Here is a 26,650-nt window from a genome sequence, read left to right as displayed (position 1 = left end):
TCAGCGGAATAACAACATCTTGTGGTGACAGATGAACAGTGGTTATCTGCATTTTCCGGAATTCGATCCGGTTATTTTCTCAATAGGACCTGTAGCGCTGCACTGGTACGGTCTGATGTACCTGGTGGGCTTCGTCTTTGCCATGTGGCTTGCTGGCCGTCGCGCCAGTCGTCCAGGCAGCGGCTGGACGAAGAACGAAGTGGAAAACCTGCTTTATGCCGGCTTCCTCGGCGTGTTCCTGGGCGGTCGCATCGGTTATGTCCTGTTCTATAATTTCCCGGTATTCCTGAACGACCCGCTCTATCTGTTCCGCGTCTGGGACGGTGGCATGTCTTTCCACGGCGGGCTGATTGGTGTGATCCTGGTCATGGTGATCTTCGCCAGACGCACCAAACGCAACTTCTTCCAGGTGGCTGATTTTATTGCGCCGTTAATCCCGTTTGGGCTGGGCGCAGGGCGTTTGGGCAACTTCATCAACGGTGAACTGTGGGGGCGTGTCGATCCGAGCGTGCCGTTTACCATGCTGTTCCCGGGTTCCCGCGCGGAGGACATCGCGCTGCTGCCTTCGCATCCTGAGTGGCAGTCTATTTTCGATACCTACGGCGTTCTGCCGCGCCATATGTCACAGCTCTATGAGCTGGCGCTGGAAGGCGTGGTGCTGTTCATCATCCTGAATCTGTATATCCGCAAACCGCGCCCAATGGGGGCTGTCTCTGGTCTATTCCTGATTGGCTACGGCGCGTTTCGTATCATCGTCGAGTTCTTCCGCCAGCCGGATGCGCAGTTTACCGGGGAATGGGTACAGTACATCAGCATGGGGCAGATCCTCTCCATCCCGATGATTGTCGCGGGTGCCATTATGATGATTTGGGCGTATCGTCGTCGTCCACAGCAACAACTTTCCTGAGGAATCATGAAACAGTATCTTGAATTGATGAAAAAAGTGCTCGACGAGGGCACGCCGAAAAACGACCGTACCGGCACCGGTACGCTCTCCATTTTTGGCCACCAGATGCGCTTCAATCTGCAAGAAGGCTTTCCTCTGGTGACAACGAAGCGCTGCCATCTGCGCTCGATCATTCATGAACTGCTCTGGTTCCTGCAAGGCGATACCAACGTTGCTTATCTGCATGAAAACAATGTCTCCATCTGGGACGAGTGGGCAGATGAGAACGGCGACCTGGGGCCGGTCTACGGCAAGCAATGGCGCGCGTGGCCTACCCCGGACGGCCGCCATATTGACCAGATCACGACCGTCATGAACCAGCTGAAAAATGACCCGGACTCGCGCCGTATCATTGTCTCTGCCTGGAACGTGGGGGAACTGGATAAAATGGCGCTGGCGCCTTGCCACGCGTTTTTCCAGTTCTATGTGGCGGACGGCAAGCTCTCCTGCCAGCTCTATCAACGCTCCTGCGACGTGTTCCTCGGCTTGCCGTTTAACATCGCCAGCTACGCGCTGTTGGTGCACATGATGGCGCAGCAGTGCGATCTTGAAGTGGGCGATTTTGTCTGGACGGGCGGTGATACCCACCTCTACAGCAATCATATGGAACAGACGCATCTCCAGCTCACGCGCGAACCGCGTGCATTGCCGAAGCTGGTGATCAAACGTAAACCGGAATCGATCTTCGATTACCGTTTTGATGATTTCGAGATTGAGGGTTACGACCCGCATCCCGGCATTAAAGCTCCTGTCGCCATCTGATACGGCAAATCCTGACACAACCGGTGCTCTTTAGCGCCGGTTTTTTTTCACGCCCGTTTTGTTTTTCGAGCCTGTTTCCAGAGATGATGCAACGCGTTGCAACGGGTGAAAATCTCCGGAAAGCGGCTCGTAAAGTTCTGGTTTGACGCTCGCACCGTTTTTGCTATTCCGCCACACTCCCGCCATGAAAAACGAACAAGGCTTTACGCTTATCGAAACCCTTATCGCCGTTTCGCTGACAGTGATCCTCAGCGCCACAGGGCTCTATGTCTGGGACAGCTGGCAGCAGCGGCAGCGGCTTTGGCAAACCGCCTGCCAGGTGCGGGATTACCTGGTGTTTTTGCGCAATGACGCCAACCGTCACAACAGCGAGCACAGGATCGCGCTGTATAACGACGGTGAAAAGGAGTGTCTGGCCAGTTCAGCGGTGACCGGTTGTGACAGCGGCGGACCGTTCGTGATGAAGCCGATGTGGCCCGGGGTCACGATAAGCGACATAACCCCTGCGCTGGGATTTTACGGTTTAAGGGATACCGCGTGGGCCGGACATATCCGCGTGCAGAGCCGCGCCGGTGCGTGGTGGGTTATTGTCTCAAATGGCGGACGTATCAGGCTGTGTAATGCCGCAGGAGAAGGTGCATGCCAGTAAATCGAAGAGGGTTTTCCCTGCTGGAAGTGCTTATTGCGATGACGATAAGCAGCATTCTGTTACTCAGCACGTCACGTTTTTTACCGGGGCTACAGCGGGGTGTTTTACTGCAATCCGGACAGCAGGAGCTGGAGGATGAGGTCTGGCAACGTCTGTTCGCGATTGGTAAACAGTTTCAGAGGGCAGGATATTGTGCAGGGCATTGCCAGGGGCAGGGGATGATCATCGGCAGGCAAGGACGATGTGCGATTGTGCTATGGGATGCGAACAGCAACGGCCAGTGGGATAGCACCGCGTCAGAAAACGACAGTACGGGATTCCGGCTTGAGTCCGGATCGCTTGAAACGCTGCGGGGCGCCACATCCTGTGACGGTAAGGGATGGGATAAGCTCACCGACCCGGATCGGGTCCTGATAGAGCAATTTATGGTCACTAAAACCGATCATGATGGCTTTGCGCCGGTCATCAGTATCAAGCTGCGTGCCCGCCGCAAAGGTGAACTGGCCGCACCCTTTTCGGCTCGCCATACCGTAACGGGGTTTAATCTGTGAATCGTCAGCGGGGCATGTCATCGCTGGCGCTGGTCCTGCTATTACTGGTGCTCGGCACGCTGATCCTCACCGGATTAAATCAGCAGCTGCAAACCTTTAGCACGCTGGTGAGTGGCGAGAGTTTGTCTGTTCGCCAGCAGGCTGCCGTGCAATCTGCACTGGAGTGGGGGCGCGTTCAGGAATGGGCTTTACAGCCAGAGGTTCAGTGCAAACAGACACAACGTTTGCGGGTCTGTATAAGGCTGTTTGGGGCGCGTGTGTTGCTTATTGCCGGCAATGACAATCTATTGCTATGGCGAGGCGGGGACATCTCGGAGGGGCAGATACGCTTTTCCGCCCACGGCTGGAGTGATTTCTGCCCCCTTAAGGAAAGTACGCTATGTCAGTTACCCTGAGCAGACAAAAAGGATTTAGCATGGTTGAGGTTTTGCTGGCAATGATGTTGCTGGTTGTGGTTGTGATGGCGTTATCCGGCTATCATCGCGCGCTGGCAGCCCGGTATGCGGCGCTTAGCCAGTATCGTCAGCTATGGCATCATGCGTGGAATCAGTCGCAGATCTCAACATTAACGCTCCCGCCGGGCTGGCAGGTCAGTCGGGGGCAGACAACACAGTCCGGATGTGTCAGCATCACGGTCACACTTATTTCTCCTATGGGGCGGCAGGGCGCGTTGACGCGTCTGCATTGCCCGGTTAGCCGCTAGTCGGGAGCGTTTATGCTAAGGGTTTACCACTCAAATCGTCTGGATGTGCTGGAAGCACTGATGGAGTATATCGTTGAGCAAGAGCGTCTTGACGATCCGTTTGAGCCAGAAATGGTGCTGGTGCAGAGCACCGGTATGGCGCAGTGGCTGCAAATGTCCCTTTCACAGAAATTTGGCATTGCGGCGAACATCGATTTTCCGCTGCCCGCGAGCTTTATCTGGGAGATGTTTGTTCGCGTCCTGCCGGATATCCCTGAGCAGAGCGCCTTCAACAAACAAAGCATGGCCTGGAAACTGATGACGCTGCTGCCGGACATGCTGGCGCATGATGAGTTTGCCATGCTGCGGCACTATCTGAATGACGACACCGACAAGCGTAAACTTTTCCAGCTGGCCTCACGTACTGCCGACCTTTATGACCAGTATCTGGTTTACCGTGCAGACTGGCTGATTCGCTGGGAAGCGGGAGAATTAGTCGATGGGTTACCGGAAGCGCAAATCTGGCAGGCGCCGCTCTGGAAAGCGCTGGTCGAGCATACCGGGAAACTCGGTCAGCCTAAGTGGCACCGTGCTAACCTGTACGATCGCTTTATCTCAATACTTGAGAACAGCGCAGAACGGCCAGCCCGTTTGCCGTCACGCGTGTTCATTTGCGGTATCTCCGCGCTGCCGCCTGTCTACCTGAACGCGCTAAAAGCGCTCGGTAAGCACACTGATATCCATATCCTCTTTACCAACCCGTGTCGACACTATTGGGGGGATATTCAGGATCCGCGCTGGCTTTCACGGCTGGTCACCCGCCAGAGAAAGCGCCTCTTTGAAGAGCGCGCCGTGCCGCTGTTTAAAGACAGTGAAAACGCGGCGCAGCTTTTTGATGAAGAAGGGATTCAGAACCTGCCGAACCCGCTGCTTGCCTCGTGGGGCAAGCTCGGACGCGACTATATTTATCTGCTTTCAGATATCACCTCTTCGGGAGAAGGGGATGTGGATGCGTTTGCGGATATTACGCCGGACAGCCTGCTGCACAATATTCAGCTTGATATTCTGGATTTAGAAAACCGTGCCGTTGCCGGGATCACTGCCGAAGAGTTTGCGCGAAGCGATAAGAAGCGAAAACTGGATCCTGACGATCGCAGTATCGCGATCCACGTTTGCCACAGCCCACAGCGTGAAGTTGAAATTCTTCATGACCGCCTGCTGGCCATGTTGCAGGACGACCCAACCCTGACGCCGCGCGATATCGTGGTGATGGTGGCGGATATCGACAGCTACAGCCCGTTTATTCAGGCGGTATTTGGCAGCGCAACGGGCGACCGCTATCTGCCCTACGCCATCTCTGACCGTCGCGCTCGTCAGTCACACCCGGCGCTACAGGCCTTTATCAGCCTGCTTTCGCTGCCTGATAGCCGGTTTATCTCTGAGGATGTGCTGGCACTGCTGGATGTGCCAGTTCTGGCCGCACGTTTCAACATTAACGAAGAGGGGTTGCGCTATCTGCGCCAGTGGGTCAACGAATCCGGTGTCCGCTGGGGTATCGACGATGATAACGTCCAGGAGTTCGAACTGCCTGCGACCGGCCAGCATACCTGGCAGTTTGGCCTGACGCGCATGCTGCTGGGGTATGCGATGGAGAGCATCCACGGCGAATGGAATGACGTGCTGCCGTACGATGAGTCCAGTGGGTTAATCGCGGAACTGGTTGGTCACTTAGCCTCGCTGCTTATGCAGCTCAACCGCTGGCGCCGTGCGTTGATGCAGCCCCGCCCGCTCGAAGAGTGGCTGCCGATTTGCCGCGAAATGCTGAATGATTTCTTCCTGCCGGACAGCGAAACTGAAGCGGCCATGGCGCTTATCGAGAAGCAGTGGCAGGCCATCGTTGATGAGGGGGTTAATTCGCACTATCACGAGGCGGTTCCTCTTTCGCTTCTGCGTGATGAGCTGACGCAACGTCTCGATCAGGAGCGCATCAGCCAGCGCTTCCTTGCGGGGCCGGTGAATATTTGTACCCTGATGCCAATGCGTTCAATCCCGTTCAAAGTAGTCTGTCTGCTTGGCATGAACGACGGTATTTATCCGCGTGCGCTTCCACCTCTGGGTTTTGATCTCATGAGCGCACAACCGAAGCGGGGCGACCGCAGCCGCCGCGATGATGACCGTTATCTCTTTCTTGAGGCGCTGATGTCTGCGCAAAGCAGGCTGTATATCAGCTATATCGGTCGTTCAATTCAGGACAACAGCGAGCGTTTCCCGTCTGTGCTGGTGCAGGAGCTGGTGGATTACATCGGACAGAGCCACTATCTGCCGGGGGATGAAGCCTGCAACTGCGACGAAAGCGAACGTCGGGTGATAGCGCATATCACCTGTCACCATAGCCGTATGCCGTTTGATCCTGTCAATTACGTTCCTGATGAACTGCAAAGCTACGCCCGCGAGTGGCTTCCCGCCGCGAAGAAAGCGGGGACGCCGCAAACCGATTTTATTAAGACGCTCGAACCGCGCGTCATAGATACCCTCTCGTTTGAGCAGCTACAGCGTTTTTGGGCGCACCCGGTCCGGGCTTTTTTCCAGCAACGCTTGCAGGTGAATTTCCGCTCTGAAGAGAGCGAAATCCCCGATGCGGAACCGTTTATTCTTGATGGGCTGGAGCGTTTTAAACTTAATTCCCAGCTTCTGAATGCGCTGGTTGACGAAGAAGACGCCAGTAAACTGTTCCGACGTTACAGGGCGTCGGGATTACTTCCGTATGGTGCATTCGGCGAAATCGTCTGGGATGCCCAGTGCGAGGAGATGCGAGCGCTTGCTGACCGCGTTATCGCGTGTCGGCAGCCGGCGAGCAGCATTGAAATCGATCTCGATTGTAACGGTATGCACCTCAGCGGCTGGCTCACGCACGTGCAGTCTGACGGGCTGCTGCGCTGGCGGCCATCCATGCTCAGCGTTTCACATGGCCTGCAACTCTGGCTCGAACATCTTGTCTACAGTGCGAGTGGTCACGAAGGTGAAAGCCGGTTGTTTGTACGTAAGGACGGCGAATGGCGTTTCCCGCCGATGGAGCCTGAGCAGGCGTTGACGTATCTGTCGCTTTATATTGAAGGTTACCGTCAGGGCATGAACAAACCTCTGCTTTTGCTGCCTGAAAGTGGGGGGGCGTGGATAAAAGCCTGTTACGACGCGCAGAATGATGCCATGTTAACGGATGAGGCTTCGCTCCAGAAAGCGCGCAGCAAGTTTTTGCAGGCCTACGAAGGGAACATGATGGTACGTGGCGAAGGTGACGATGTCTGGTATCAACGTTTATGGCGAACGCTGGAGCCAGAATATTTCGACATTATCACCCAGGAGGCGCAACGCTACCTGTTACCGTTGTTCAAATTTAATCAGTCCTGAGTGCTGTATAAAAATTGCGCAGTATGAGGTGTTCATTTATGATGCACCTCTTATCACGGACTGATGTACCCAAAGAAAGAGATGCTGGCGTGTCCAGCACGCACGTTGTTAATGATGTAGCCGTGATAAAGAGGTCGTAATGCCAGGCAGCACCTTGTTCAAAGCGTTTGTTTTGTTTATCGCCCTTTGGGCTCCCGTCACTCAGGCCGATTCCGGTTGGCAACCTGTCAAGGAAACAATCCGTAAGAGCGATAAGGACACCCGTGAGTATCAGGCGATTCGTCTTGATAACGGGATGACCGTGCTGCTGGTTTCCGATCCTCAGGCGGTGAAATCGCTCTCCGCGCTGGTTGTGCCGGTGGGTTCGCTGGAAGATCCTGACGCCCATCCTGGACTGGCTCACTACCTTGAGCACATGACGCTGATGGGCTCTAAAAAATACCCACAGCCTGACAGCCTGTCCGAATTTCTGAAAATGCATGGCGGCAGCCACAACGCCAGTACCGCGCCGTATCGCACCGCGTTTTACCTGGAAGTGGAAAATGATGCGCTTGATGGGGCGGTGGACCGTCTGGCGGATGCCATCGCCGCACCGCTGCTGGATAAAAAATACGCTGACCGGGAACGTAATGCCGTGAACGCCGAACTGACGATGGCGCGCACGCGAGACGGTATGCGCATGGCGCAGGTTAGCGCTGAAACCATCAATCCGGCGCACCCGGGTTCGCGCTTCTCAGGCGGCAACCTTGAAACGCTGAGCGACAAGCCAGGTAGCCCGGTGCTCGATGCGCTGCATGCGTTTCGTGAAAAATACTATTCCGCCAATCTGATGAAAGCGGTTATCTACAGCAATAAACCGTTGCCGACGCTGGCAAACATGGCCGCGCAGACCTACGGCAGGGTGCCAAATAAAAATATCGATCTGCCGCAGATTAACGTGCCGGTTGTCACGGACGCGCAAAAAGGCATTGTTATTCACTATGTACCAGCCTTGCCGCGCAAGGTGTTACGCGTTGAATTCCGTATTGATAACAACACGGCGCAGTTCCGCAGCAAAACCGACGAGCTGGTGACGTATCTTATCGGCAACCGCAGCCCGGGTACGCTCTCCGACTGGCTGCAAAAGCAGGGGCTGGTGGAAGGTATTCGCGCTGACTCCGATCCCGTTGTAAACGGGAATAGCGGCGTGCTGGCCATCTCCGCGACGCTGACCGATAAAGGGCTGGCTCACCGGGACGACGTCGTTGCGGCCATTTTCAGTTACCTCTCTCTGCTGCGCGATAAAGGCGTCGATAAACGCTACTTTGACGAGCTGGCGCACGTGCTGGATCTCGATTTCCGCTATCCCTCTATCACGCGTGATATGGACTACGTTGAGTGGCTGGCAGATACCATGATCCGCGTGCCGGTGGAACATACGCTGGATGCGGTAAATATTGCCGACCAGTATGACGCCGGAGCGCTCAAAGCGCGTCTGGCGATGATGACTCCGCAGAATGCCCGCGTCTGGTATATCAGCCCGAACGAACCGCATAACAAAATGGCCTACTTCGTTGATGCCCCGTATCAGGTTGAAAAAATCAGCGAACAGACCTTTGCGGGCTGGCAGAAAAAGGCCGGGGAAATTGCGCTGAAGTTACCGGAGCTTAACCCCTACATCCCGGACGATTTCTCGCTGATCAAACCCGCAAAGGCGTATCCGCACCCGGAGCTGATTGTTGATGAGCCGACGCTGCGCGTGGTCTACACCCCAAGCCGCTATTTCGCCGACGAGCCAAAAGCGGATGTTAGCGTGGTGCTGCGTAACCCCAAAGCAATGGACAGCGCCAGAAACCAGGTGCTGTTTGCGCTTAACGATTATCTGGCCGGTATTGCTCTCGATCAGCTCAGCAACCAGGCTGCCGTTGGTGGTATCAGTTTCTCCACCAATGCCAATAACGGCCTGATGGTGAATGCCAACGGCTATACCCAGCGTTTGCCGCAGCTGTTCCAGGCGCTGCTGGACGGTTATTTCAGCTATACGCCTACGGAAGAACAGCTCGAGCAGGCTAAGTCCTGGTATGCCCAGATGATGGATTCTGCCGAGAAGGGTAAAGCCTACGATCAGGCGATTATGCCAGCACAGATGCTGTCGCAAATTCCGTACTTCCAGCGCGAAGATCGCCGCGCGTTATTGCCCTCAGTCACCTTAAAAGAGGTGCTGGCTTACCGTGATGCGCTGAAAACCAATACCCGTCCGGAGTTCCTGGTTGTAGGGAATATGAGCGAAGATCAGGCTAAAACGCTGGCGCAAAACGTCCGTGCGCAACTGGGTTCAAAAGGCGATGAGTGGTGCCGTAACCAGGATGTGCTGGTAGAGAAAAAGCAGAACGTGATCTTCGAAAAAGCGGGAAGCAGCACGGATTCCGCGCTGGCCGCGGTGTTTGTCCCTGTCGGTTATGACGAATTTACCAGCTCTGCCCAGAGTGCGGTGCTTGGTCAAATTATTCAGCCGTGGTTTTACAACCAGCTGCGCACCGAAGAGCAGCTGGGCTATGCGGTATTCGCTTTCTCTATGAATGTGGGCCGTCAGTGGGGGCTGGGCTTCCTTCTGCAAAGCAGCGACAAGCAACCCGCTTACCTGTGGCAGCGTTATCAGGCGTTCTTCCCGCAGGCGGAAGCAAAACTGCGCGCCATGAAGCCGGAAGAGTTTGCCCAGATTCAGCAGGCGGTTATCGCCCAGGTGATGCAGCCGCCGCAGACGCTGGGTGAAGAGGCCTCGCAGCTGAGCAAAGATTTTGATCGCGGTAATATGAAATTTGATTCGCGTGATAAAATAGTGGCCGAAATAAAACAGCTGACGCCACAAAAGGTTGCCGATTTCTTCCATCAGGCGGTAGTAAAACCGCAGGGTATGGCCATCCTGTCTCAGGTTTCTGGCAGCCAGAACGGGAAAACGGACTACGTAAAATCAAAAGAGTGGACCGTCTGGAAGAGCGTCAGCGCGCTGCAACAAACTATGCCCTGGAGTAAGAAAGAATGACCCATACCGCTGAGCCGCTTGATCCCCTAAGTTTACCTCTACAGGGTGAGCGACTGATTGAAGCCTCAGCGGGAACGGGAAAAACCTATACCATCGCCGCGCTCTATCTGCGTCTGCTGTTGGGGCTCGGCGGCAACGCCGCTTTTTCGCGCCCGTTAAGCGTGGAAGAGCTGCTGGTGGTAACCTTCACCGAAGCGGCCACTGCCGAGCTGCGTGGCCGTATTCGCAGCAACATTCATGAGCTGCGCATCGCCTGTTTGCGTCAGACGACGGATAACCCCCTCTACGCGAGCCTGCTTGACGAGATTGCGGATAAGCAACAGGCTGCGCAATGGCTGCTGCTGGCCGAGCGGCAAATGGATGAAGCGTCCGTCTTCACCATTCACGGTTTTTGTCAGCGCATGTTAAGCCTGAATGCGTTTGAATCCGGCATGCTCTTTGAGCAGCAGCTTATTGAAGATGAATCCGAGCTTCGCTATCAGGCCTGTGCGGATTTCTGGCGTCGTCACTGTTATCCATTGCAGCGCGACATTGCCGAAGCGGTTCACGCCCTGTGGAAAGGTCCGGAAGAGCTTCTTCGCGCCATCGACCGTTACCTGCAAGGCGAAGCGCCGGTCATTAAATCTCCGCCGCCTGCCGATGAAACGCTGGCCTCGCGCCATGAAAAGATCGTCGCCAAAATTGCGGCGCTTAAGCATAAGTGGAATGAGTCGGTTGGTGAAATTGATGCAATCATCGAAAACTCAGGCATCGACAGACGCAAGTTCAACCGTGGGAACCAGGGGAAGTGGATCGAAAAGATCAGCGTCTGGGCCCAGGAGGAGACGCGGGGCTACCAGCTTCCGGACGCGCTGGAAAAATTTTCGCAGCGCTTTTTGACCGAGCGAACCAAAGCCGACGGCATTGTGCCTGAGCATTCCCTGTTTGTGGCGATTGATGCGCTGCTTGCGGAGCCATTAACGCTCAATGACCTGATGATCACCCGCGCTATGACGGAGATCCGCCAGGCCGTCGCGCGCGAAAAACGTCGCCGGGGCGAGCTGGGGTTTGATGACATGCTGAGCCGCCTGGACGAGGCGCTGTCCAGCGAGAATAGTGAAGCGCTCGCCAGCGCGATCCGTACCCGTTTTCCTGTGGCGATGATTGACGAATTTCAGGACACCGACCCTCAGCAGTACCGCATTTTTCGCCGCATCTGGCGACAGCAGCCCGACACTGCCCTGTTGTTGATAGGCGACCCTAAACAGGCGATTTACGCCTTCCGTGGGGCAGATATCTTCACCTATATGAAAGCCCGTAGTGAGGTTGTCGCGCATTACACGTTAGAAACTAACTGGCGTTCCGCGCCGGGGATGGTTGAGAGCGTCAATGCGCTGTTCAGCCGTATGGAGACGGCGTTCATGTTCAATGAAATCCCTTTCCTGCCGGTGAAATCCGCCCCAAAAAACGCATCCCTGCGCTTCGAAGTCAGTAGCGCGGTACAACCCGCCATGACCTTCTGGCTGCTGGAAGGGGAAGGCTATGGGGTTGCCGACTATCAGGCGGCGATGGCCCAGCACTGCGCCGCGCAAATCCGTGACTGGCTGAGCGCAGGCGCGCGCGGCGAGGCGCTGCTGTGGAAGGGGGAACAGGCGAATCCTGTTAAAGCCTCTGATATTACCGTGCTGGTGCGCAGTCGTCAGGAAGCGGCGCTAATCCGCGATGCGCTAACGCTGCTGGATATTCCGTCAGTGTATCTCTCTAACCGCGACAGCGTGTTCGACACGCTGGAAGCCCAGGAAATGCTCTGGCTGCTTCAGGCGGTGCTGGCCCCGGAGCGCGAAAATACGCTTCGAAGCGCGCTGGCCTGCTCTATGCTGGGGTTGAACGCGCGCGATATAGATGAGCTCAACCATGACGAAAACGCATGGGATGCGGTGGTGGAAGAGTTTGTCCATTACCGTGAACGCTGGCAAAAACGCGGCGTCATGGCGATGCTGCGCGAATTGATGACGCGGCGCCAGATTGCCGAAAATATGCTGGCGTCATCGGGCGGTGAAAGGCGTCTTACCGATATTTTACACATCAGCGAACTGTTGCAGGAAGCCGGCACCCAGCTTGAAAGTGAACATGCCCTCGTGCGCTGGCTGGCGCAGCAAATCGCGGATCCAAACAGTAACGCCTCAAGCCAGCAGATGCGTCTTGAGAGCGATAAGCATCTGGTGCAAATCGTCACCATTCACAAATCGAAAGGTCTCGAGTATCCGCTGGTCTGGCTGCCCTTTATCGCCAACTACCGCGTTCAGGATCAGGCCTATTATCATGACCGCGAGACTTTCGATGCGGTGCTCGATCTCAGCAAGGCGGAAACCAGCGTTGAGCTGGCGGAAGCGGAGCGTCTGGCGGAGGATTTGCGCCTGCTTTACGTGGCGCTGACCCGTTCTGTCTGGCATTGCAGCCTGGGCGTCGCGCCGGTTTTCCGCCGTCGCGGGGAGAAAACAGGGGAGAGCGATTTCCATTTAAGCGCCTTAGGGCGGCTTGTTCAGCGTGGTGAGCCGAAAGATGCGGCGGGGTTGCGCCTCTGTATTGAGTCGCTTTGCGGAGACGATATCGCCCTGCATATCCCTTCTCTGCCAGACAACAGCCGCTGGGAAATGGCGCAAGAGCCCGCGACCGATCTTAACGCGCGCCAGATTACACGGGTGCTTGCCGACGACTGGCGCGTCACCAGCTATTCTGGCCTGCAACAGCACGGGCAAAGTATTGCGCAGGATCTCATGCCGAAGCTGGACGTGGATGCCGCAGGGGTGGGCGATGTTCCGGTTGAACCGACGTTAACTCCACATCAGTTCCCACGCGGCGCGTCGCCGGGCACCTTTTTGCACAGCCTCTTTGAAGAGCTTGATTTCACCCAGCCTGTCAGTGAGGAGTGGGTGCTGAAGATGTTGCAGAGCGGAGGCTATGACGCGCACTGGCAGCCCGTTCTCACTGACTGGATCAACGCCATTTTGCAGGCGCCGCTGACGACGCAGGGCTTCTCTCTTCGCCAGTTAACGGCCAAAAATAAGCAGGTTGAGATGGAGTTTTATCTGCCCGTCGCAGGCCCGCTTAAGGCCGACGCGCTCGATGCGCTCATCCGTCAGTACGATCCGCTGTCAGCCGGTTGCCCGCCGCTGAACTTCCGTCAGGTGCAGGGCATGCTGAAAGGGTTTATCGACCTGGTCTTCCGTCACGAAGGACGGTACTACCTGCTGGATTACAAATCGAACTGGCTGGGCGAGAACAGCGAAGCCTATACCCAGCAGGCGATGGCGGCCGCCATGCAAATGCATCGCTACGATCTGCAATATCAGCTCTATACCCTGGCGCTGCACCGCTATTTGCGCCACCGTATTGCTGATTATCGCTACGACGATCATTTTGGCGGTGTCATCTATCTGTTCCTGCGCGGGGTTGATGCTGCCGATCCGCGCTCCGGGATCTTCAGCACTCGTCCGGATGCGGAATTGATTAATAAAATGGATAACCTGTTTGCAGCAAACACGGAGGAGATGGCATGACGATGCAGGACTTATTGCTGGATGCGGTAGAGCAACGCGTGCTGCGTCAGCTGGACGTGCAGTTTGCCATGATGATTGCCGCTGACCAGCCCGCCGTGATGCTTGCCGCTGCCCTGTTGAGTAAAGATGCCGGAGAGGGGCATGTGTGTCTGCCGCTCTCGCGTCTGGTGGTTGACGAGAAAATGCCGCCTGTCCTCCAGTCCTGCTTTGCGCTGCTGGGAGATAAGGTGGACTGGCAGAAAATCTTGCGTGAATCGTCAGCCGTCGGGCCGGGAGACAACCAGGCACCGCTGATCCTTACGGGGGAGCGCTTATACCTGAACCGCCTGTGGCGAAACGAACTGACGGTAGCGCGTTTCTTTAGTGAGACCAATGCGCCGCTTCCCTGCGACGAAGCACAGCTTCGCCAGACGCTGGACAGGCTGTTTGACTCCGGTGAGGCCACAGACTGGCAGAAAGTGGCGGCAGCCGTCGCCCTTACGCGGCGGATCTCGGTGATATCCGGCGGCCCGGGAACCGGGAAAACAACGACCGTCGCAAAGCTGCTGGCAGCCCTGATACAGCTTTCAGGCGAGCAGCGATGCCGTATTCGTCTGGCGGCGCCCACCGGGAAGGCCGCGGCGCGTCTGACCGAATCACTGGGCGGTGCGATGCAACGGCTGCCGCTCACCCAGGAGCAGCTTGCGCTTTTCCCGGGTGAAGCAAGTACTCTGCACCGTCTGCTCGGCGCGCAGCCGGGTAGCCAGCGGCTGCGCTACCATGCGGGCAATCCGCTGCATCTGGACGTGCTGGTGGTGGATGAAGCCTCCATGATCGACCTGACCATGATGTCGCGCCTGATCGATGCGCTGCCACCCCATGCGCGCGTGGTTTTCCTGGGCGATCGCGATCAGCTCGCCTCTGTAGAAGCCGGGGCGGTGCTGGGGGATATCTGTACCTACGCCAGTTACGGTTATACCCCCGCGCGGGCGCAGGAGCTCGCCCGTCTGACCGGTTGCTCGCTTGAACCCGATCACACGCCGATCGCGGGCGCACTGCGTGACAGCCTGTGCCTGCTGCAAAAAAGCTACCGTTTCGGTAGCGACTCCGGCATCGGCCAGCTGGCTGCGGCGGTCAACCGTGGCGACAGGCACGCCACGCGCACGGTGTTTGACGGTTCCTTCACTGACATTGAAAAGAAATCGCTGCAAAGCGGGGAAGAGTATCAGGCTATGCTTGAGGAGGCTCTTCAGGGATACCAGCATTTTCTGAGCTGCGTGCAGCAGCGCAGTCAGCCCGGGCAGGTCATCGCCGCATTTGGCGAATACCAGCTTCTGTGCGCATTGCGGGAAGGGCCGTTTGGCGTCACGGGCCTGAACGACAGGCTGGAGCAACTGCTGGTGCAGAAACGCAAAATTAACCGTCAACAGCATTCGCGATGGTATGAAGGCCGGCCAGTGATGATCTCCCGCAACGACAGTGCGCTGGGGCTGTTCAACGGCGATATCGGCATTGCGCTCGATCGCGGTAACGGACTGCGCGTCTGGTTCCAGCTGCCGGACGGCAGCGTGAAGTCCGTCCAGCCCAGCCGCCTGCCAGAGCATGAAACGGCATGGGCGATGACGGTACACAAATCTCAGGGCTCCGAGTTCAACCATGCGGCGCTGATCCTGCCTACCCAGCTGTCGCCGGTTGTGACCCGCGAGCTGGTCTACACCGCCATTACCCGTGCGCGCCAGCTTCTGTCGCTGTATGCGGATGAGCGCGTGTTGAGTCAGGCGATTGCCACCCGTACCGAGCGCAGAAGCGGATTAAGCGCGATATTTGAATCTGTCTGAGTGAACGCCCTCTCCAGCAGGAGAGGGTGACTGTTATCCCAGGTCCGCCATTAACACCTTCGAGCGGCGCTGGTAGTTGTACATCTCTTTCTTACTTTCCGGCAGGGAATCAATATCCACCGGCGTGAAGCCGCGCTCCTGGAACCAGTGAATGCTGCGCGTGGTAAGCACGAACAGCTTGCTCAGACCCATCTGGCGCGCCTGTGCCGCCACGCGTTCAAGCAGCAGTTCCCCCCGTGAGGAGCTACGGTAATCAGGATGCACGGCGACGCACGCCATTTCGCCAATCTGCTCTTCCGGGAACGGATAAAGCGCCGCACAGGCAATGGTCAGGTTATCCCGCTGAATGATGGTGAACTTGTCGATCTCCATCTCCAGCTGCTCGCGGGATCGGCGAACCAGAATTCCCTGTTGTTCCAGCGGACGGATCAGCTCCAGAATGCCGCCGATATCGTTGATGGTGGCACGGCGGATCTGCTCGGCGCTCTCCATGACGATCTGCGTACCGATCCCGTCACGGGAGAACAGCTCCTGCAACAGCGCGCCGTCTTCCTGATAGCTGATCAGGTGGCTGCGGCGCACCCCGCTACGGCACGCTTTAACGGCGCCGCGCAGAAAACGCACGGTACCGGAATAGTAATCGCCTTCTGCTTCCAGCGCTTCGACGCGCGCCTGGGCTTCATTCGGAAAAAGTTCTGGCACAATCACGCCCTCATCGTTCACGACACCCTGTGAGGAGCAAAAGCCGATCATTTTTTCCGCTTTCAGCTTGATGGCCAGCTGGGTGGCAATCTCTTCTGAGGTCAGATTAAAACTTTCACCCGTTACGGAGACGGCAACAGGGCCCATCAGAACGATCGCGCCATTGTCTAACTGGCGGTGAATGGCTTCTTCATCAATACGGCGGATGCGGCCGCTGTGGCAGTAATCCACGCCATCGTCCACGCCGAGCGGCTGAGCGATGATAAAGTTGCCGCTCACCACGTTGATGTGCGCGCCCTGCAACGGCGTATTATTCAGGCTCATCGACAGGCGGGCGGTGATATCGAGCTGCAACAGACCCGCCGCCTGTTTGACCAGCTCGAGGGTTTTCGCATCCGTCACGCGCGTGTGTTTGTGGTAGATCGGCTCATGGTGATGGGCGGCCAGGTTGGCTTCAATTTGCGGACGTGCGCCATACACCACCACCAGACGGATGCCGAGGCTGTGCAGCAGGCCGATATCATTGACGATGCTGGAAAAGTTTTCATGCTCAATGGCTTCGCCGCCAAGCATGATGACAAACGTTTTTCCCCGATGGGTGTTGATATAGGGAACAGAATGGCGGAATCCCTGGACCAGTTCGGTTCTGCGTTCCTTAACCATGACACAACCCTTAGTGAATGTTTATTCGTAATTTCTGTATTTTTATTCGATTGTGGCCGCGTGTGCAAGCCTAAATTTTCTGCGACCCACAGAAAATAATAAGTAATCCGTGCGTTAACGTATGATTGTTTACCCTTTTATAGATGACAGTTTATGCGTCATTCGTTAAAGTTTTCGGTCAATTTGGGCGTTTTGTTCATCAATCAGATTTCTTGCTCGGGAGAAGCATGTCGGGATCCAATTCAGCAATAAGCCGCCGCCGCTTGTTAAAAGGGGCCGGGGCGATGTGGTTGCTTAGCGTCAGCCAGGTGGGTCTTGCCGCCACAAGCCAGGTAGTCGCGGTGCGCGTCTGGCCGTCGTCGACCTATACGCGCGTGACGGTCGAGTCCAATCGCGTGCTGAAATACAAGCAATTTGCCCTCAGCAATCCTGAACGTGTGGTGGTTGATCTCGAAGGTGTGAACCTCAACTCCGTGCTTAAAGGCATGGCAGCTCAGATCCGTGGCGACGATCCGTTTATTAAATCGGCGCGCGTCGGGCAGTTCGATCCGCAAACCGTGCGCATGGTGTTTGAGCTGAAGCAGAACGTGAAACCTCAGCTCTTTGCCCTTGCGCCTGTAGCCGCCTTTAAGGAGCGTCTGGTGATGGATCTCTATCCGGCGAATGCGACGGATATTCAGGATCCGCTTCTGGCATTACTTGAGGATTACAACAAAGGCGATCTCGACAGCCAGGTTCCGCCAGCGCAAAGTGGCCCACAGCCGGGCAAGGCGGGGCGCGATCGCCCGATTGTGATCATGCTCGATCCTGGCCACGGCGGAGAAGATTCCGGCGCCGTCGGGAAATATCGCACCCGCGAAAAAGATGTGGTGCTGCAAATTGCCCGTCGTCTGAAGGCGTTGATCGACAAAGAGGGCAATATGCGTGCCTACATGACGCGCAACGAAGATGTCTTTATCCCGCTGAAGGTCCGCGTGGCAAAAGCGCAAAAGCAGCGCGCGGATCTGTTTGTCTCTATTCACGCGGATGCCTTCACCAGCCGCCAGCCGAGTGGATCTTCAGTGTTTGCCCTGTCAACGAAAGGGGCGACCAGTACCGCCGCGAGATACCTGGCGGACACGCAGAACGCCTCGGATTTAATTGGTGGCGTGAGCAAAAGTGGCGACCGTTACGTCGACCATACGATGTTTGATATGGTGCAGTCGCTGACCATTACCGACAGCCTGAAGTTTGGTAAAGCGGTGCTGGGCAAGCTGGGCCGGGTCAACAAGCTGCACAAAAACAGCGTCGAGCAGGCCGGATTTGCGGTCCTGAAAGCGCCAGATATTCCATCCATTCTGGTCGAAACCGCGTTTATCAGTAACGTGGAAGAGGAACGTAAGCTCAAGACGGCTAAATTCCAGCAGGAAGTGGCGGAGTCGATTCTGGCGGGGATCCGGGCCTACTTCTCAGACGGGGAAACGCTGGCGCGGCGGGGGTAGGGCATTAAGCCGGGTATCATGCCCGGCATTTTCACAAACGCCAGATACAAAAAAACACCCTTCAGGGTGTTTATTGTTTTAAGAAGTGTTGGTTGCGGGGGCCGGATTTGAACCGACGACCTTCGGGTTATGAGCCCGACGAGCTACCAGGCTGCTCCACCCCGCGTCCGTCTTTCTACACTTGTAGAAACTTACTTCTTCAAATTTGATTGGTTGCGGGGGCCGGATTTGAACCGACGACCTTCGGGTTATGAGCCCGACGAGCTACCAGGCTGCTCCACCCCGCGTCCGTCTTTTTGCTTCGTATTTCAAACCACATCTGCGTTGACTTTCCTCGTTCACCTCAGTCACTTACTGGAGTAAGTTCCTAAGGATTCACTGCGTCGTCGCCTTGCTGTGATTCGAACTACTTCGCAAAAACTTCTACTGTCGTAGAAGATACTTCATCAAATTTTAATTGGTTGCGGGGGCCGGATTTGAACCGACGACCTTCGGGTTATGAGCCCGACGAGCTACCAGGCTGCTCCACCCCGCGTCCGTGGAAGCGCACTATACTCGGATAGGTTTGTGATGCAACCCCTTTTTCACATAATTCATTATTTTGTATGCAAAATGAACGGCAAAAGCCACTTTGGACTATTTTTTGTGCAGAATTTGCCAAAGGGAAGGTGATTGCATTTCATTAACACGGTGGGTTTGTTATCTTCATCTCGCGGAATTGGGCAACTAAAAGACGAGATATAATGAAAGGACGTTGGGCGAAGTATCTGATGACAGGCGCAATGGTGGCGATTCTTGCGGCCTGCTCTTCCAAACCGACCGATCGCGGTCAACAGTATAAAGACGGGAAGTTATCCCAGCCTTTCTCTTTAGTTAACCAGCCAGACGCCGTGGGCGCTCCGATCAATGCCGGAGACTTCTCCGAGCAGGTCTACCAGATCCGCACTGCTTCTCCGCGTTTATACGGTTCGCAGAACAATGTCTATAGCGCCGTCCAGGACTGGCTGCGTGCAGGCGGTGATACCCGCAATATGCGCCAGTTTGGTATCGATGCCTGGCAGATGGAGGGGGCGGATAACTACGGTAACGTCCAGTTCACCGGTTACTACACCCCGGTTGTCCAGGCGCGACACACACGCCAGGGCGAGTTCCAGTATCCCATTTACCGTATGCCGCCGAAACGCGGTCGTCTGCCGTCCCGCGCCGAGATCTACGCTGGCGCGCTGAGCGAAAATTACGTGCTGGCCTACAGCAACTCCCTGATGGACAACTTCATTATGGACGTGCAGGGCAGCGGCTATATTGATTTTTGCGACGGCTCGCCGCTGAACTTCTTTAGCTACGCCGGGAAAAATGGCCATGCCTATCGCAGCATCGGTAAGGTGCTCATCGACCGTGGCGAAGTGAAACGAGAAGATATGTCGATGCAGGCGATCCGCGAGTGGGGCGAAAAACACAGCGAAGCGGAAGTGCGTGAGCTGCTTGAGCAGAACCCATCGTTTGTCTTCTTCAAACCGCAGAACTTTGCGCCGGTGAAAGGGGCGAGCGCCGTCCCGCTGATTGGCCGCGCTTCTGTGGCATCGGATCGTTCGATTATCCCGGCAGGTACTACGCTGCTGGCGGAAGTTCCACTCCTCGACAACAACGGCAAATTCAATGGCAAGTATGAATTACGCCTGATGGTGGCGCTGGACGTGGGTGGGGCGATCAAAGGCCAGCACTTCGACATTTATCAGGGCATCGGCCCGGATGCCGGCCATCGTGCAGGCTGGTATAACCACTACGGACGCGTGTGGGTGCTGAAGGCAGCGCCGGGTACCGGAAACGTATTCAGCGGCTGATTGTGGTATTCTGAGGGCAAGACGGATTACGGTTCAGGGTGAGGAATACCTCACCCTTTTTACATCTGAGGTTTTATGTCTGTGGTAATCAGCGATGCCTGGCGCCAGCGTTTCGGCGGCACGGCACGGTTATATGGTGAAAAAGCCCTGCAACTGTTCGCGGATGCGCATGTCTGCGTGGTGGGCATTGGTGGTGTGGGTTCGTGGGCGGCAGAAGCGCTGGCGAGAACCGGCATTGGCGCAATTACGTTGATTGATATGGATGACGTCTGCGTCACTAACACTAACCGTCAGATCCACGCCCTGCGTGATAACGTCGGTCTGGCGAAGTCCGAGGTGATGGCGGAGCGTATTCGTCTCATCAACCCGGAGTGTAGTGTGACGGTGATCGACGACTTTGTGACGGCAGATAATGTCGCGGAGTACATGAGCAAAGGCTACAGCTATGTGATTGATGCCATCGACAGCGTGCGGCCAAAAGCGGCGCTGATCGCTTACTGTCGTCGTTACAAGGTGCCGCTGGTGACAACGGGCGGCGCGGGTGGACAAATTGATCCGACGCAGATCCAGGTGGCGGATCTGGCGAAGACCATTCAGGATCCGCTGGCCGCTAAGCTACGCGAGCGCTTAAAAAGCGACTTCAACGTGGTGAAAAATAGCAAAGGCAAGCTGGGCGTGGACTGTGTGTTCTCGACAGAAGCGCTGGTTTATCCGCAGGCGGATGGTTCGGTCTGTGCAATGAAAAGCACGGCGGAAGGGCCAAAGCGGATGGATTGTGCCTCAGGGTTTGGAGCGGCCACCATGGTGACCGCCTCCTTCGGCTTTGTGGCGGTCTCTCACGCCCTGAAGAAGATGATGGCGAAGGCGGAACGTCAGGCCTGAGCCTGATGGGCGGCATCCAGTACCGCGTCGTTTAGCGCAATCAGTCCCTGACCGCGCGAGGCGCTAAGCTGCGCGCGAAGTCCCAGCTCATCAAACAGCGCCAGCGGAGAATGCGCCAGCAGCTCTGCGGCGCTTTTCCCTTCGATTGCGGTCAACAGCACCGCCAGCAGACCGCGAACAATGCGTCCCTCGCTGTCGCCGAAGAAATGCAGTTTCTCACCGGATACGCTAAACCCAAGCCAGACGCGGTTCTCGCAGCCTGCGATCTCCTTCGCCTGTGATTTCAGCTCGTCAGACAGCGTAGGCAACTGTTTACCCAGCAGGATCAGCTGACGATATTTATCTTCCCACTGCGTGAGCGGGACGAAGGTCTGTTTTAACGTCTCTTCAGTAATAACGGTGCCGAACGGGTGTCCGGCTAAAGCTGAACTTGTCATTAATCCACCAGTAATTCCAGGGCGCGGTCGACGGCGGAAACCAGCGCATCGACGTCGCTTTTTGTATTGTACGGTGCAAACGAGGCGCGCAGGGTACCGCTCACGCCAATAGCCGCCAGCAGCGGCTGGGCGCAGTGCTGTCCGGCACGCATGGCAATGCCATATCCGGCAAGCAACGTCACCATGTCGCTATGGTGCACGCCCGCGAAATCAAAGGCGAGCAGGCTGGAGTCCTGGACGCGGAACGAGCGAAAACCCGGACGTTTTTTCAGTTCTTCTTCCGCCAGCGTCGCCAGACCCCGGCTCCAGCTTTCAGCCTGAACCACGTCCGTTTCTGCCAGCCATTCGAGCGCTGCGCTCAGACCGATAACCCCGGCCACGTTTGGGGTACCGGCTTCCAGGCGGTAGGGTACATCCTGCGTTTTAAAACCGTCGAAGGTGACTTCGGTAATCATCTTGCCGCCGCCGAGCCACGGCGTCATCCGGGCCAGCAGTTCAGCTTTGCCGTACAGCGCGCCGATACCGGTTGGCCCGTACAATTTGTGTCCTGAGAAGGCATAGAAGTCGATATCCAGCGCCTGAACGTCAGCCGGAAAATGCACCACACCCTGCGCACCGTCGACCATCACCACCACGCCGCTGGCATGGGCAATCTCAATGGCACGCGCCAGATCCGGGCAGCCGCCGGTGACGTTGGACATCTGCCCCAGCGCCAGAATACGGCTGCGCGGCGTAATCAGCTCAGGCAGACGCGCCACGTCAGGCAGGAAGTCCGCACCCAACGGGAGCTTTACAACCCGTGCCCCGGTTTGTTCGGCCACCATCAGCCAGGGTACCAGGTTGGCGTGGTGTTCCGCCTCGCTGACGATGATCTCATCCCCGGGCTGCAACAGCGGACGCGCGTAACATTGCGCCACCATGTTAATGGCCTCTGTGGTGCCCCGCGTCCAGACGATGTTCTTACCGCTGTCAGCATTGATCAGGCGCGCGACCTGATCCCGTGCGGCTTCGTATTGCGCCGTTAAGCGCTGCGCGTCGGCATACTGGCTGCGGTGCACGTTCCCGGCGCTCAGGCTGTAAAACTGGCGGGTTGCCTCAATCACCGCCTGCGGTTTAAGGGCCGTGGCGGCGCTATCAAGATAAATGCCGGCATCGGCCAGCGCAGGAAACTGTGCGCGAAACTGCGCAGGACTGAAAGCGTTCATGGAATTCCTCATATCGATTCTACGATCGTCGCGCAAATTCATCGGCAGGGCAAGGAAGTTGATATCTATCAGATTTGTCTGCTTATCCTGGCGAGTCTGAAAAAGCAGGTTATGCTAAATAGTGTTAGGCGGATGTTTTAGCCTGTTATAAATCGAGGTTTGAATAGCATTAATTGCTAAAGGAGATAATCATGAAAAAGACAGCTGCAATCATTTCTGCCTGTGCGTTGACCTTTGCCCTGAGCGCCTGTTCTGGTAATAACTACGTAATGCATACCAACGATGGTCGATCTATCGTCTCTGAAGGGAAACCGACAACCGATAATGATACCGGGATGATTTCTTACAAAGATGCTAACGGGAACAAACAGCAGATCAACCGCAGTGACGTGAAAGAGATGAAGGAAATCGAGCATTAACAGTTAGATAAGCGAAAAAAAAGCACCGCAAGTTGGCGGTGCTACATTAATCACTATGGACAGACAGGGTAAATGTACAGGAAGTGAAAAATTGGTAGCGTTGCTACCGTGGTCTGAATCGCAGACCAATTGCAAACACAACAACACAACATCACAACCGTAAGCCAAAAGCCCTTCAGAACACGCATTCCAAAAAAAGCTTTTCGTTCCGGCTCAGGAAGTGCCGCCACTATAGGTATTTGCTGGTAGTTCCTCAACGGACAAATTATAATGGCTCAGATAAAAAAAACTAATAGGTTAAACGTTGTTTCCTATATGTTAAATCTCGTTAACATCTAAGCCAGATAACCATGTCCAAGCGATTGCCACCCCTAAATGCATTACGTGTTTTTGATGCAGCAGCACGCCACCTCAGCTTCACCCGCGCAGCCGATGAGCTTTTTGTGACACAGGCCGCAGTAAGTCATCAAATCAAGTCTCTGGAAGATTTTCTGGGGCTTAAGCTGTTCCGTCGACGCAACCGTTCGTTGCTGTTGACCGAAGAGGGGCAGAGCTATTTTCAGGATATTAAAGAGATTTTTTCCCAGCTGACGGAAGCCACGCGCAAGCTTCAGGCCCGGAGCGCAAAAGGCGCTCTGACTGTGAGTTTATTGCCCAGTTTTGCCATTCAGTGGCTGGTGCCGCGACTCTCAAGCTTTAACTCAACTTATCCGGGAATCGATGTCCGAATCCAGGCGGTGGACCGTCAGGAAGACAAGCTGGCAGATGATGTGGACGTGGCGATTTTTTACGGTCGCGGTAACTGGCCGGGCTTGCGTGTGGAAAAATTATACGCAGAATATCTGTTGCCGGTCTGTTCACCGCTGCTGCTGACGGGGGATAAAGCGCTCAAAACGCCCGCCGATCTGGCGCAACATACGCTTTTGCACGATGCTTCGCGTCGCGACTGGCAAACTTATACCCGCCAGTTAGGTCTTAATCATATAAACGTGCAGCAGGGGCCCATTTTTAGCCACAGCGCGATGGTGCTACAGGCTGCCATTCACGGGCAGGGCGTGGCGTTGGCAAACAACGTTATGGCGCAGTCCGAAATTGAGGCAGGCCGTCTGGTTTGCCCATTTAACGATGTACTGGTCAGCAAGAATGCATTTTATCTGGTTTGTCATGACAGTCAGGCAGAACTGGGTAAAATAGCCGCTTTCCGGCAGTGGATACTGGCGAAAGCGGCAAGCGAGCAAGAAAAATTCCGCTTCAGGTATGAACAATAACGTTTGTGTGCCGGGCACGCATCAATTCAGGACTTAAACATGACCAGCCGATTCATGCTGATTTTCGCCGCGGTGAGTGGCTTTATTTTTGTAGCTCTGGGCGCGTTTGGCGCGCATGTCTTAAGCAAATCTCTGGGCGTTGTAGAGATGGGTTGGATCCAGACCGGCCTTGAATATCAGGCGTTCCACACGCTGGCAATTTTTGGGCTGGCGGTGGCGATGCAGCGCCGCATCAGCATCTGGTTTTACTGGAGCAGCGTCTTTCTGGCGCTGGGTACCGTACTGTTCAGCGGCAGTCTTTACTGTCTGGCGCTGTCGCATTTACGCCTGTGGGCGTTTGTTACACCTGTCGGCGGCGTCAGCTTCCTGGCGGGTTGGGTGTTAATGTTTATCGGAGCTATCCGTCTGAAACGCAAGGGCGTTGTTCATGAATAAGGTTGTTTTATATTGTCGCCCGGGGTTTGAGAAAGAGTGCGCCGCGGAAATCACCGATAAAGCGGCGAAGCGTGAAGTCTTCGGATTCGCTCGCGTCAAAGAGAACGCGGGCTATGTGGTATTTGAATGCTATCAGCCTGATGATGCCGACAAGCTGGCGCGCGAACTGCCGTTCAGCTCATTGATTTTCGCCCGTCAGATGTTTGTCGCGGGCGAACTGCTGAAAGATCTTCCGCCGGAAGATCGCATCACGCCGATTGTTGGCCTGTTGCAGGGCGTGGTGGAGAAGGGCGGCGATTTGCGCGTGGAAGTGGCCGACACCAACGAAAGCAAAGAGCTGATGAAGTTCTGCCGTAAGTTCACCGTGCCGCTGCGCGCGGCGCTGCGTGATGCGGGTGTGCTGACAAACTACGAAACGCCAAAGCGCCCGGTCGTGCATATCTTCTTTATTGCGCCAGGATGTTGCTACGCCGGCTACTCGTATACCACCAATAATTCGCCGTTCTTTATGGGGATCCCGCGTCTGCGCTTCCCGGCAGACGCGCCGAGCCGTTCAACCCTGAAGCTGGAAGAGGCGTTTCACGTCTTTATCCCGGCGGACGAGTGGGACGAACGTCTGGCAAACGGCATGTATGCCGTCGACCTTGGCGCGTGCCCGGGCGGCTGGACCTATCAGCTGGTGAAACGCAATATGTGGGTTTCGTCTGTGGATAACGGCCCGATGGCGCAAAGCCTGATGGATACCGGGCAGGTCACCTGGCTGCGTGAGGACGGCTTCCGCTATCGCCCGAACCGCAACAACATCTCCTGGATGGTGTGCGACATGGTAGAAAAACCGGCGAAAGTCGCGGCGCTGATGGCCTCCTGGCTGGTGAACGGCTGGTGTCGTGAGACGATTTTCAACCTCAAGCTGCCGATGAAAAAGCGCTACGAAGAGGTGTCGCAGAACCTGGCCTATATTCAGCAGCAGCTGGACGAACACGGGATTAACGCGGAAATCCAGGCGCGTCAGCTTTATCACGACCGCGAAGAAGTGACGGTGCATATCCGTCGCTGGTGGGCGGCCGTGGGTGGGCGTCGCGACGAGCGATAACGTTTGTAACGCCCGGTGGCGCTGCGCTTACCGGGCCTACAAAATCGTGTAGTTGTTTTAACGTTCTAACCTTAACTGCTGTAAATTCCCGTCCAGCTGTAAATCCGTCTGTAGCGTCGCCACCTCCCGGCAGATAAACGCCATCTCTTTATGCGCCTCCAGCTTTTTGCGCCATTTTTCCGGCACTTCATCAAGCCTGGCGTAAATTCCTTCCAGACTCTGAAACTCCGTCAGCAGCTGTGCGGCGCTTTTGGGTCCAATACCGGCGACACCCGGCACTTTAGAGCTGCTGATCCCCGCCAGCCCCCAGTAATCCGGCAGTTGCTCAGGCGATACGCCAAACTCGCTGGCAATGAATGGCGCGTCCAGCCAGCGTTTTTGAAAGTAGTCCCGGATGCGGATCGTTGGAGAGAGCAGCTGGCAGTAGCCTTTGTCGGTTGAAACGATAGTCGCCTGATGCCCGGCGCTCGCGACTTTAACCGCCAGCGTTGCGGCTAAATCGTCAGCCTCATTACCGTGGGCGCCCCAGCACGGAACGCCGCGCTGCTCAAAGGCCGCGCGGATAGCGGGCATTTCTGCGTGCAGATCGTCCGGCATCGGCGCACGTCCGGCTTTGTAGTCCGGCAGGCGCTGGTGCCGCCAGCCGGTATTGCGTGCTTCATCGTCGAATACGGCAACAGCGTGGGTGGGTTCGCTATGGCGAATGAGCTGCTCCAGCGCGTGTAAACAGGTGTCCTTGCAGGGGGTGCCCTGTACCGCATGAATACGGCGAATCAGGTTAAGTGCATCGACGATAAGCAAATGAACGGCCACAGATAATCTCCCTTCTGTCTAATGGGGGAAGGGTA

The 26,650-nt window shown here is 56.0% G+C and carries 21 protein-coding genes and 3 tRNA genes; 17 read left to right on the top strand and 7 right to left on the bottom strand.

Annotation, left to right across the window (positions count from 1 at the left end; all coding sequences use genetic code 11):
• Window positions 1-31: 31 nt before the first annotated feature.
• The 10 genes from lgt (at window position 32) to recD (ending at window position 15,376) form a co-directional block, all read left to right on the top strand.
• Window positions 32-907, top strand: a complete 876-nt coding sequence (lgt, locus tag LOC22_RS06290) for a prolipoprotein diacylglyceryl transferase (RefSeq protein ID WP_003862787.1) — start codon at window positions 32-34, stop codon at window positions 905-907.
• Between the two features lie 6 nt (window positions 908-913).
• Window positions 914-1,708 (top strand): thymidylate synthase, encoded by a 795-nt coding sequence (gene thyA / locus LOC22_RS06285; RefSeq protein WP_015571751.1) that lies wholly within the window; start codon window positions 914-916, stop codon window positions 1,706-1,708.
• A 184-nt stretch (window positions 1,709-1,892) separates the two neighbouring features.
• On the top strand, window positions 1,893-2,357 hold the full coding sequence (locus LOC22_RS06280) for a prepilin peptidase-dependent protein (protein WP_230239432.1): 465 nt from the start codon (window positions 1,893-1,895) through the stop codon (window positions 2,355-2,357).
• The gene (locus LOC22_RS06275) at window positions 2,348-2,908 is read left to right on the top strand and encodes a prepilin peptidase-dependent protein (protein ID WP_230239431.1); all 561 of its coding nucleotides are present in this window, start codon (window positions 2,348-2,350) and stop codon (window positions 2,906-2,908) included. Before LOC22_RS06280 ends, LOC22_RS06275 begins: the two co-directional genes overlap by 10 nt.
• Window positions 2,905-3,303, top strand: coding sequence for a DUF2509 family protein (locus LOC22_RS06270; RefSeq protein WP_017382846.1), 399 nt, complete (start codon window positions 2,905-2,907; stop codon window positions 3,301-3,303). The genes LOC22_RS06275 and LOC22_RS06270 overlap by 4 nt, the downstream gene beginning before the upstream one ends.
• Window positions 3,288-3,611 carry a prepilin-type N-terminal cleavage/methylation domain-containing protein gene (locus tag LOC22_RS06265; protein WP_023295356.1) on the top strand — a complete coding sequence of 108 codons (324 nt, stop codon included), beginning with the start codon at window positions 3,288-3,290 and terminating at the stop codon, window positions 3,609-3,611. The genes LOC22_RS06270 and LOC22_RS06265 overlap by 16 nt, the downstream gene beginning before the upstream one ends.
• A gap of 12 nt (window positions 3,612-3,623) precedes the next feature.
• Window positions 3,624-6,998: an exodeoxyribonuclease V subunit gamma gene (recC, locus tag LOC22_RS06260; RefSeq protein WP_230239430.1), complete on the top strand. Its 3,375-nt coding sequence runs from the start codon at window positions 3,624-3,626 to the stop codon at window positions 6,996-6,998.
• Window positions 6,999-7,137: 139 nt separating this feature from the next.
• Window positions 7,138-10,020, top strand: a complete 2,883-nt coding sequence (gene ptrA, locus LOC22_RS06255) for a pitrilysin (RefSeq protein ID WP_023304348.1) — start codon at window positions 7,138-7,140, stop codon at window positions 10,018-10,020.
• Complete coding sequence (gene recB / locus LOC22_RS06250) at window positions 10,017-13,559, top strand: exodeoxyribonuclease V subunit beta (protein WP_033487596.1); 3,543 nt, start codon at window positions 10,017-10,019, stop codon at window positions 13,557-13,559. The genes ptrA and recB overlap by 4 nt, the downstream gene beginning before the upstream one ends.
• Window positions 13,556-15,376: an exodeoxyribonuclease V subunit alpha gene (recD, locus tag LOC22_RS06245; RefSeq protein ID WP_047062376.1), complete on the top strand. Its 1,821-nt coding sequence runs from the start codon at window positions 13,556-13,558 to the stop codon at window positions 15,374-15,376. Before recB ends, recD begins: the two co-directional genes overlap by 4 nt.
• A 33-nt stretch (window positions 15,377-15,409) precedes the next feature.
• Here the strand turns inward: recD and argA are convergent, their stop codons facing one another.
• Window positions 15,410-16,741, bottom strand: coding sequence for an amino-acid N-acetyltransferase (gene argA, locus LOC22_RS06240; RefSeq protein ID WP_015571744.1), 1,332 nt, complete (start codon window positions 16,739-16,741; stop codon window positions 15,410-15,412).
• A 227-nt stretch (window positions 16,742-16,968) separates the two neighbouring features.
• On the opposite strand from argA, the gene amiC reads away from it, so the two are divergent.
• Window positions 16,969-18,222, top strand: coding sequence for an N-acetylmuramoyl-L-alanine amidase AmiC (gene amiC / locus LOC22_RS06235; protein ID WP_017382840.1), 1,254 nt, complete (start codon window positions 16,969-16,971; stop codon window positions 18,220-18,222).
• A gap of 89 nt (window positions 18,223-18,311) precedes the next feature.
• Here amiC and LOC22_RS06230 read toward each other — a convergent pair.
• The 3 genes from LOC22_RS06230 to LOC22_RS06220 form a co-directional block, all read right to left on the bottom strand.
• Window positions 18,312-18,388: transfer RNA gene (locus LOC22_RS06230), tRNA-Met, on the bottom strand.
• A gap of 44 nt (window positions 18,389-18,432) precedes the next feature.
• A tRNA-Met gene (locus tag LOC22_RS06225) sits at window positions 18,433-18,509 on the bottom strand.
• A 171-nt stretch (window positions 18,510-18,680) separates the two neighbouring features.
• Window positions 18,681-18,757: transfer RNA gene (locus tag LOC22_RS06220), tRNA-Met, on the bottom strand.
• Between the two features lie 208 nt (window positions 18,758-18,965).
• Between LOC22_RS06220 and mltA the strand changes: the two genes are divergently transcribed.
• Window positions 18,966-20,063 (top strand): murein transglycosylase A, encoded by a 1,098-nt coding sequence (gene mltA, locus LOC22_RS06215; RefSeq protein WP_230239429.1) that lies wholly within the window; start codon window positions 18,966-18,968, stop codon window positions 20,061-20,063.
• Window positions 20,064-20,138: 75 nt separating this feature from the next.
• Window positions 20,139-20,945: a tRNA cyclic N6-threonylcarbamoyladenosine(37) synthase TcdA gene (tcdA, locus tag LOC22_RS06210; RefSeq protein ID WP_015571741.1), complete on the top strand. Its 807-nt coding sequence runs from the start codon at window positions 20,139-20,141 to the stop codon at window positions 20,943-20,945.
• Here the strand turns inward: tcdA and csdE are convergent.
• Both csdE and csdA read right to left on the bottom strand, forming a co-directional pair.
• Complete coding sequence (gene csdE, locus LOC22_RS06205) at window positions 20,936-21,382, bottom strand: cysteine desulfurase sulfur acceptor subunit CsdE (RefSeq protein ID WP_015571740.1); 447 nt, start codon at window positions 21,380-21,382, stop codon at window positions 20,936-20,938. The two genes, tcdA and csdE, sit on opposite strands and share 10 nt — an antisense overlap.
• Window positions 21,382-22,587 carry a cysteine desulfurase CsdA gene (gene csdA / locus LOC22_RS06200; protein ID WP_047734020.1) on the bottom strand — a complete coding sequence of 402 codons (1,206 nt, stop codon included), beginning with the start codon at window positions 22,585-22,587 and terminating at the stop codon, window positions 21,382-21,384. Before csdA ends, csdE begins: the two co-directional genes overlap by 1 nt.
• A 191-nt stretch (window positions 22,588-22,778) precedes the next feature.
• Between csdA and LOC22_RS06195 the strand changes: the two genes are divergently transcribed.
• From LOC22_RS06195 to rlmM, 4 genes are all read left to right on the top strand, one after another.
• On the top strand, window positions 22,779-23,006 hold the full coding sequence (locus LOC22_RS06195; RefSeq protein ID WP_015571738.1) for a YgdI/YgdR family lipoprotein: 228 nt from the start codon (window positions 22,779-22,781) through the stop codon (window positions 23,004-23,006).
• Between the two features lie 350 nt (window positions 23,007-23,356).
• Window positions 23,357-24,274, top strand: coding sequence for a glycine cleavage system transcriptional regulator GcvA (gene gcvA / locus LOC22_RS06190; RefSeq protein ID WP_003862758.1), 918 nt, complete (start codon window positions 23,357-23,359; stop codon window positions 24,272-24,274).
• Window positions 24,275-24,313: 39 nt separating this feature from the next.
• The gene (locus tag LOC22_RS06185; RefSeq protein WP_003862756.1) at window positions 24,314-24,709 is read left to right on the top strand and encodes a DUF423 domain-containing protein; all 396 of its coding nucleotides are present in this window, start codon (window positions 24,314-24,316) and stop codon (window positions 24,707-24,709) included.
• Window positions 24,702-25,802 carry a 23S rRNA (cytidine(2498)-2'-O)-methyltransferase RlmM gene (rlmM, locus tag LOC22_RS06180; RefSeq protein WP_003862754.1) on the top strand — a complete coding sequence of 367 codons (1,101 nt, stop codon included), beginning with the start codon at window positions 24,702-24,704 and terminating at the stop codon, window positions 25,800-25,802. Before LOC22_RS06185 ends, rlmM begins: the two co-directional genes overlap by 8 nt.
• A 57-nt stretch (window positions 25,803-25,859) precedes the next feature.
• Here rlmM and xni read toward each other — a convergent pair whose 3' ends face one another.
• Window positions 25,860-26,615, bottom strand: coding sequence for a flap endonuclease Xni (xni, locus tag LOC22_RS06175; RefSeq protein WP_023295348.1), 756 nt, complete (start codon window positions 26,613-26,615; stop codon window positions 25,860-25,862).
• Window positions 26,616-26,650 lie beyond the last annotated feature (35 nt).

This window comes from Enterobacter sp. AN-K1, from assembly GCF_020971765.1.
Lineage (GTDB): Bacteria > Pseudomonadota > Gammaproteobacteria > Enterobacterales > Enterobacteriaceae > Enterobacter > Enterobacter hormaechei_C.
The sequence above is the reverse complement of the archived record's forward strand: the minus strand, read 5'-3'. Positions and strand labels throughout refer to the sequence as shown.

Excerpts from the sequence above, each read along its gene's own strand:
- gcvA (WP_003862758.1), top strand. The coding sequence starts at position 23,357 with ATGTCCAAGCGATTGCCACCCCTAAATGCATTACGTGTTTTTGATGCA.
- recB (WP_033487596.1), top strand. The coding sequence starts at position 10,017 with ATGACCCATACCGCTGAGCCGCTTGATCCCCTAAGTTTACCTCTACAG.
- LOC22_RS06195 (WP_015571738.1), top strand. The coding sequence starts at position 22,779 with ATGAAAAAGACAGCTGCAATCATTTCTGCCTGTGCGTTGACCTTTGCC.
- LOC22_RS06185 (WP_003862756.1), top strand. The coding sequence starts at position 24,314 with ATGACCAGCCGATTCATGCTGATTTTCGCCGCGGTGAGTGGCTTTATT.
- amiC (WP_017382840.1), top strand. The coding sequence starts at position 16,969 with ATGTCGGGATCCAATTCAGCAATAAGCCGCCGCCGCTTGTTAAAAGGG.
- recC (WP_230239430.1), top strand. The coding sequence starts at position 3,624 with ATGCTAAGGGTTTACCACTCAAATCGTCTGGATGTGCTGGAAGCACTG.
- csdA (WP_047734020.1), bottom strand. The coding sequence starts at position 22,587 with ATGAACGCTTTCAGTCCTGCGCAGTTTCGCGCACAGTTTCCTGCGCTG.
- LOC22_RS06265 (WP_023295356.1), top strand. The coding sequence starts at position 3,288 with ATGTCAGTTACCCTGAGCAGACAAAAAGGATTTAGCATGGTTGAGGTT.
- tcdA (WP_015571741.1), top strand. The coding sequence starts at position 20,139 with ATGTCTGTGGTAATCAGCGATGCCTGGCGCCAGCGTTTCGGCGGCACG.
- lgt (WP_003862787.1), top strand. The coding sequence starts at position 32 with ATGAACAGTGGTTATCTGCATTTTCCGGAATTCGATCCGGTTATTTTC.
- ptrA (WP_023304348.1), top strand. The coding sequence starts at position 7,138 with ATGCCAGGCAGCACCTTGTTCAAAGCGTTTGTTTTGTTTATCGCCCTT.
- thyA (WP_015571751.1), top strand. The coding sequence starts at position 914 with ATGAAACAGTATCTTGAATTGATGAAAAAAGTGCTCGACGAGGGCACG.
- csdE (WP_015571740.1), bottom strand. The coding sequence starts at position 21,382 with ATGACAAGTTCAGCTTTAGCCGGACACCCGTTCGGCACCGTTATTACT.
- rlmM (WP_003862754.1), top strand. The coding sequence starts at position 24,702 with ATGAATAAGGTTGTTTTATATTGTCGCCCGGGGTTTGAGAAAGAGTGC.
- LOC22_RS06280 (WP_230239432.1), top strand. The coding sequence starts at position 1,893 with ATGAAAAACGAACAAGGCTTTACGCTTATCGAAACCCTTATCGCCGTT.
- mltA (WP_230239429.1), top strand. The coding sequence starts at position 18,966 with ATGAAAGGACGTTGGGCGAAGTATCTGATGACAGGCGCAATGGTGGCG.
- recD (WP_047062376.1), top strand. The coding sequence starts at position 13,556 with ATGACGATGCAGGACTTATTGCTGGATGCGGTAGAGCAACGCGTGCTG.
- LOC22_RS06275 (WP_230239431.1), top strand. The coding sequence starts at position 2,348 with ATGCCAGTAAATCGAAGAGGGTTTTCCCTGCTGGAAGTGCTTATTGCG.
- argA (WP_015571744.1), bottom strand. The coding sequence starts at position 16,741 with ATGGTTAAGGAACGCAGAACCGAACTGGTCCAGGGATTCCGCCATTCT.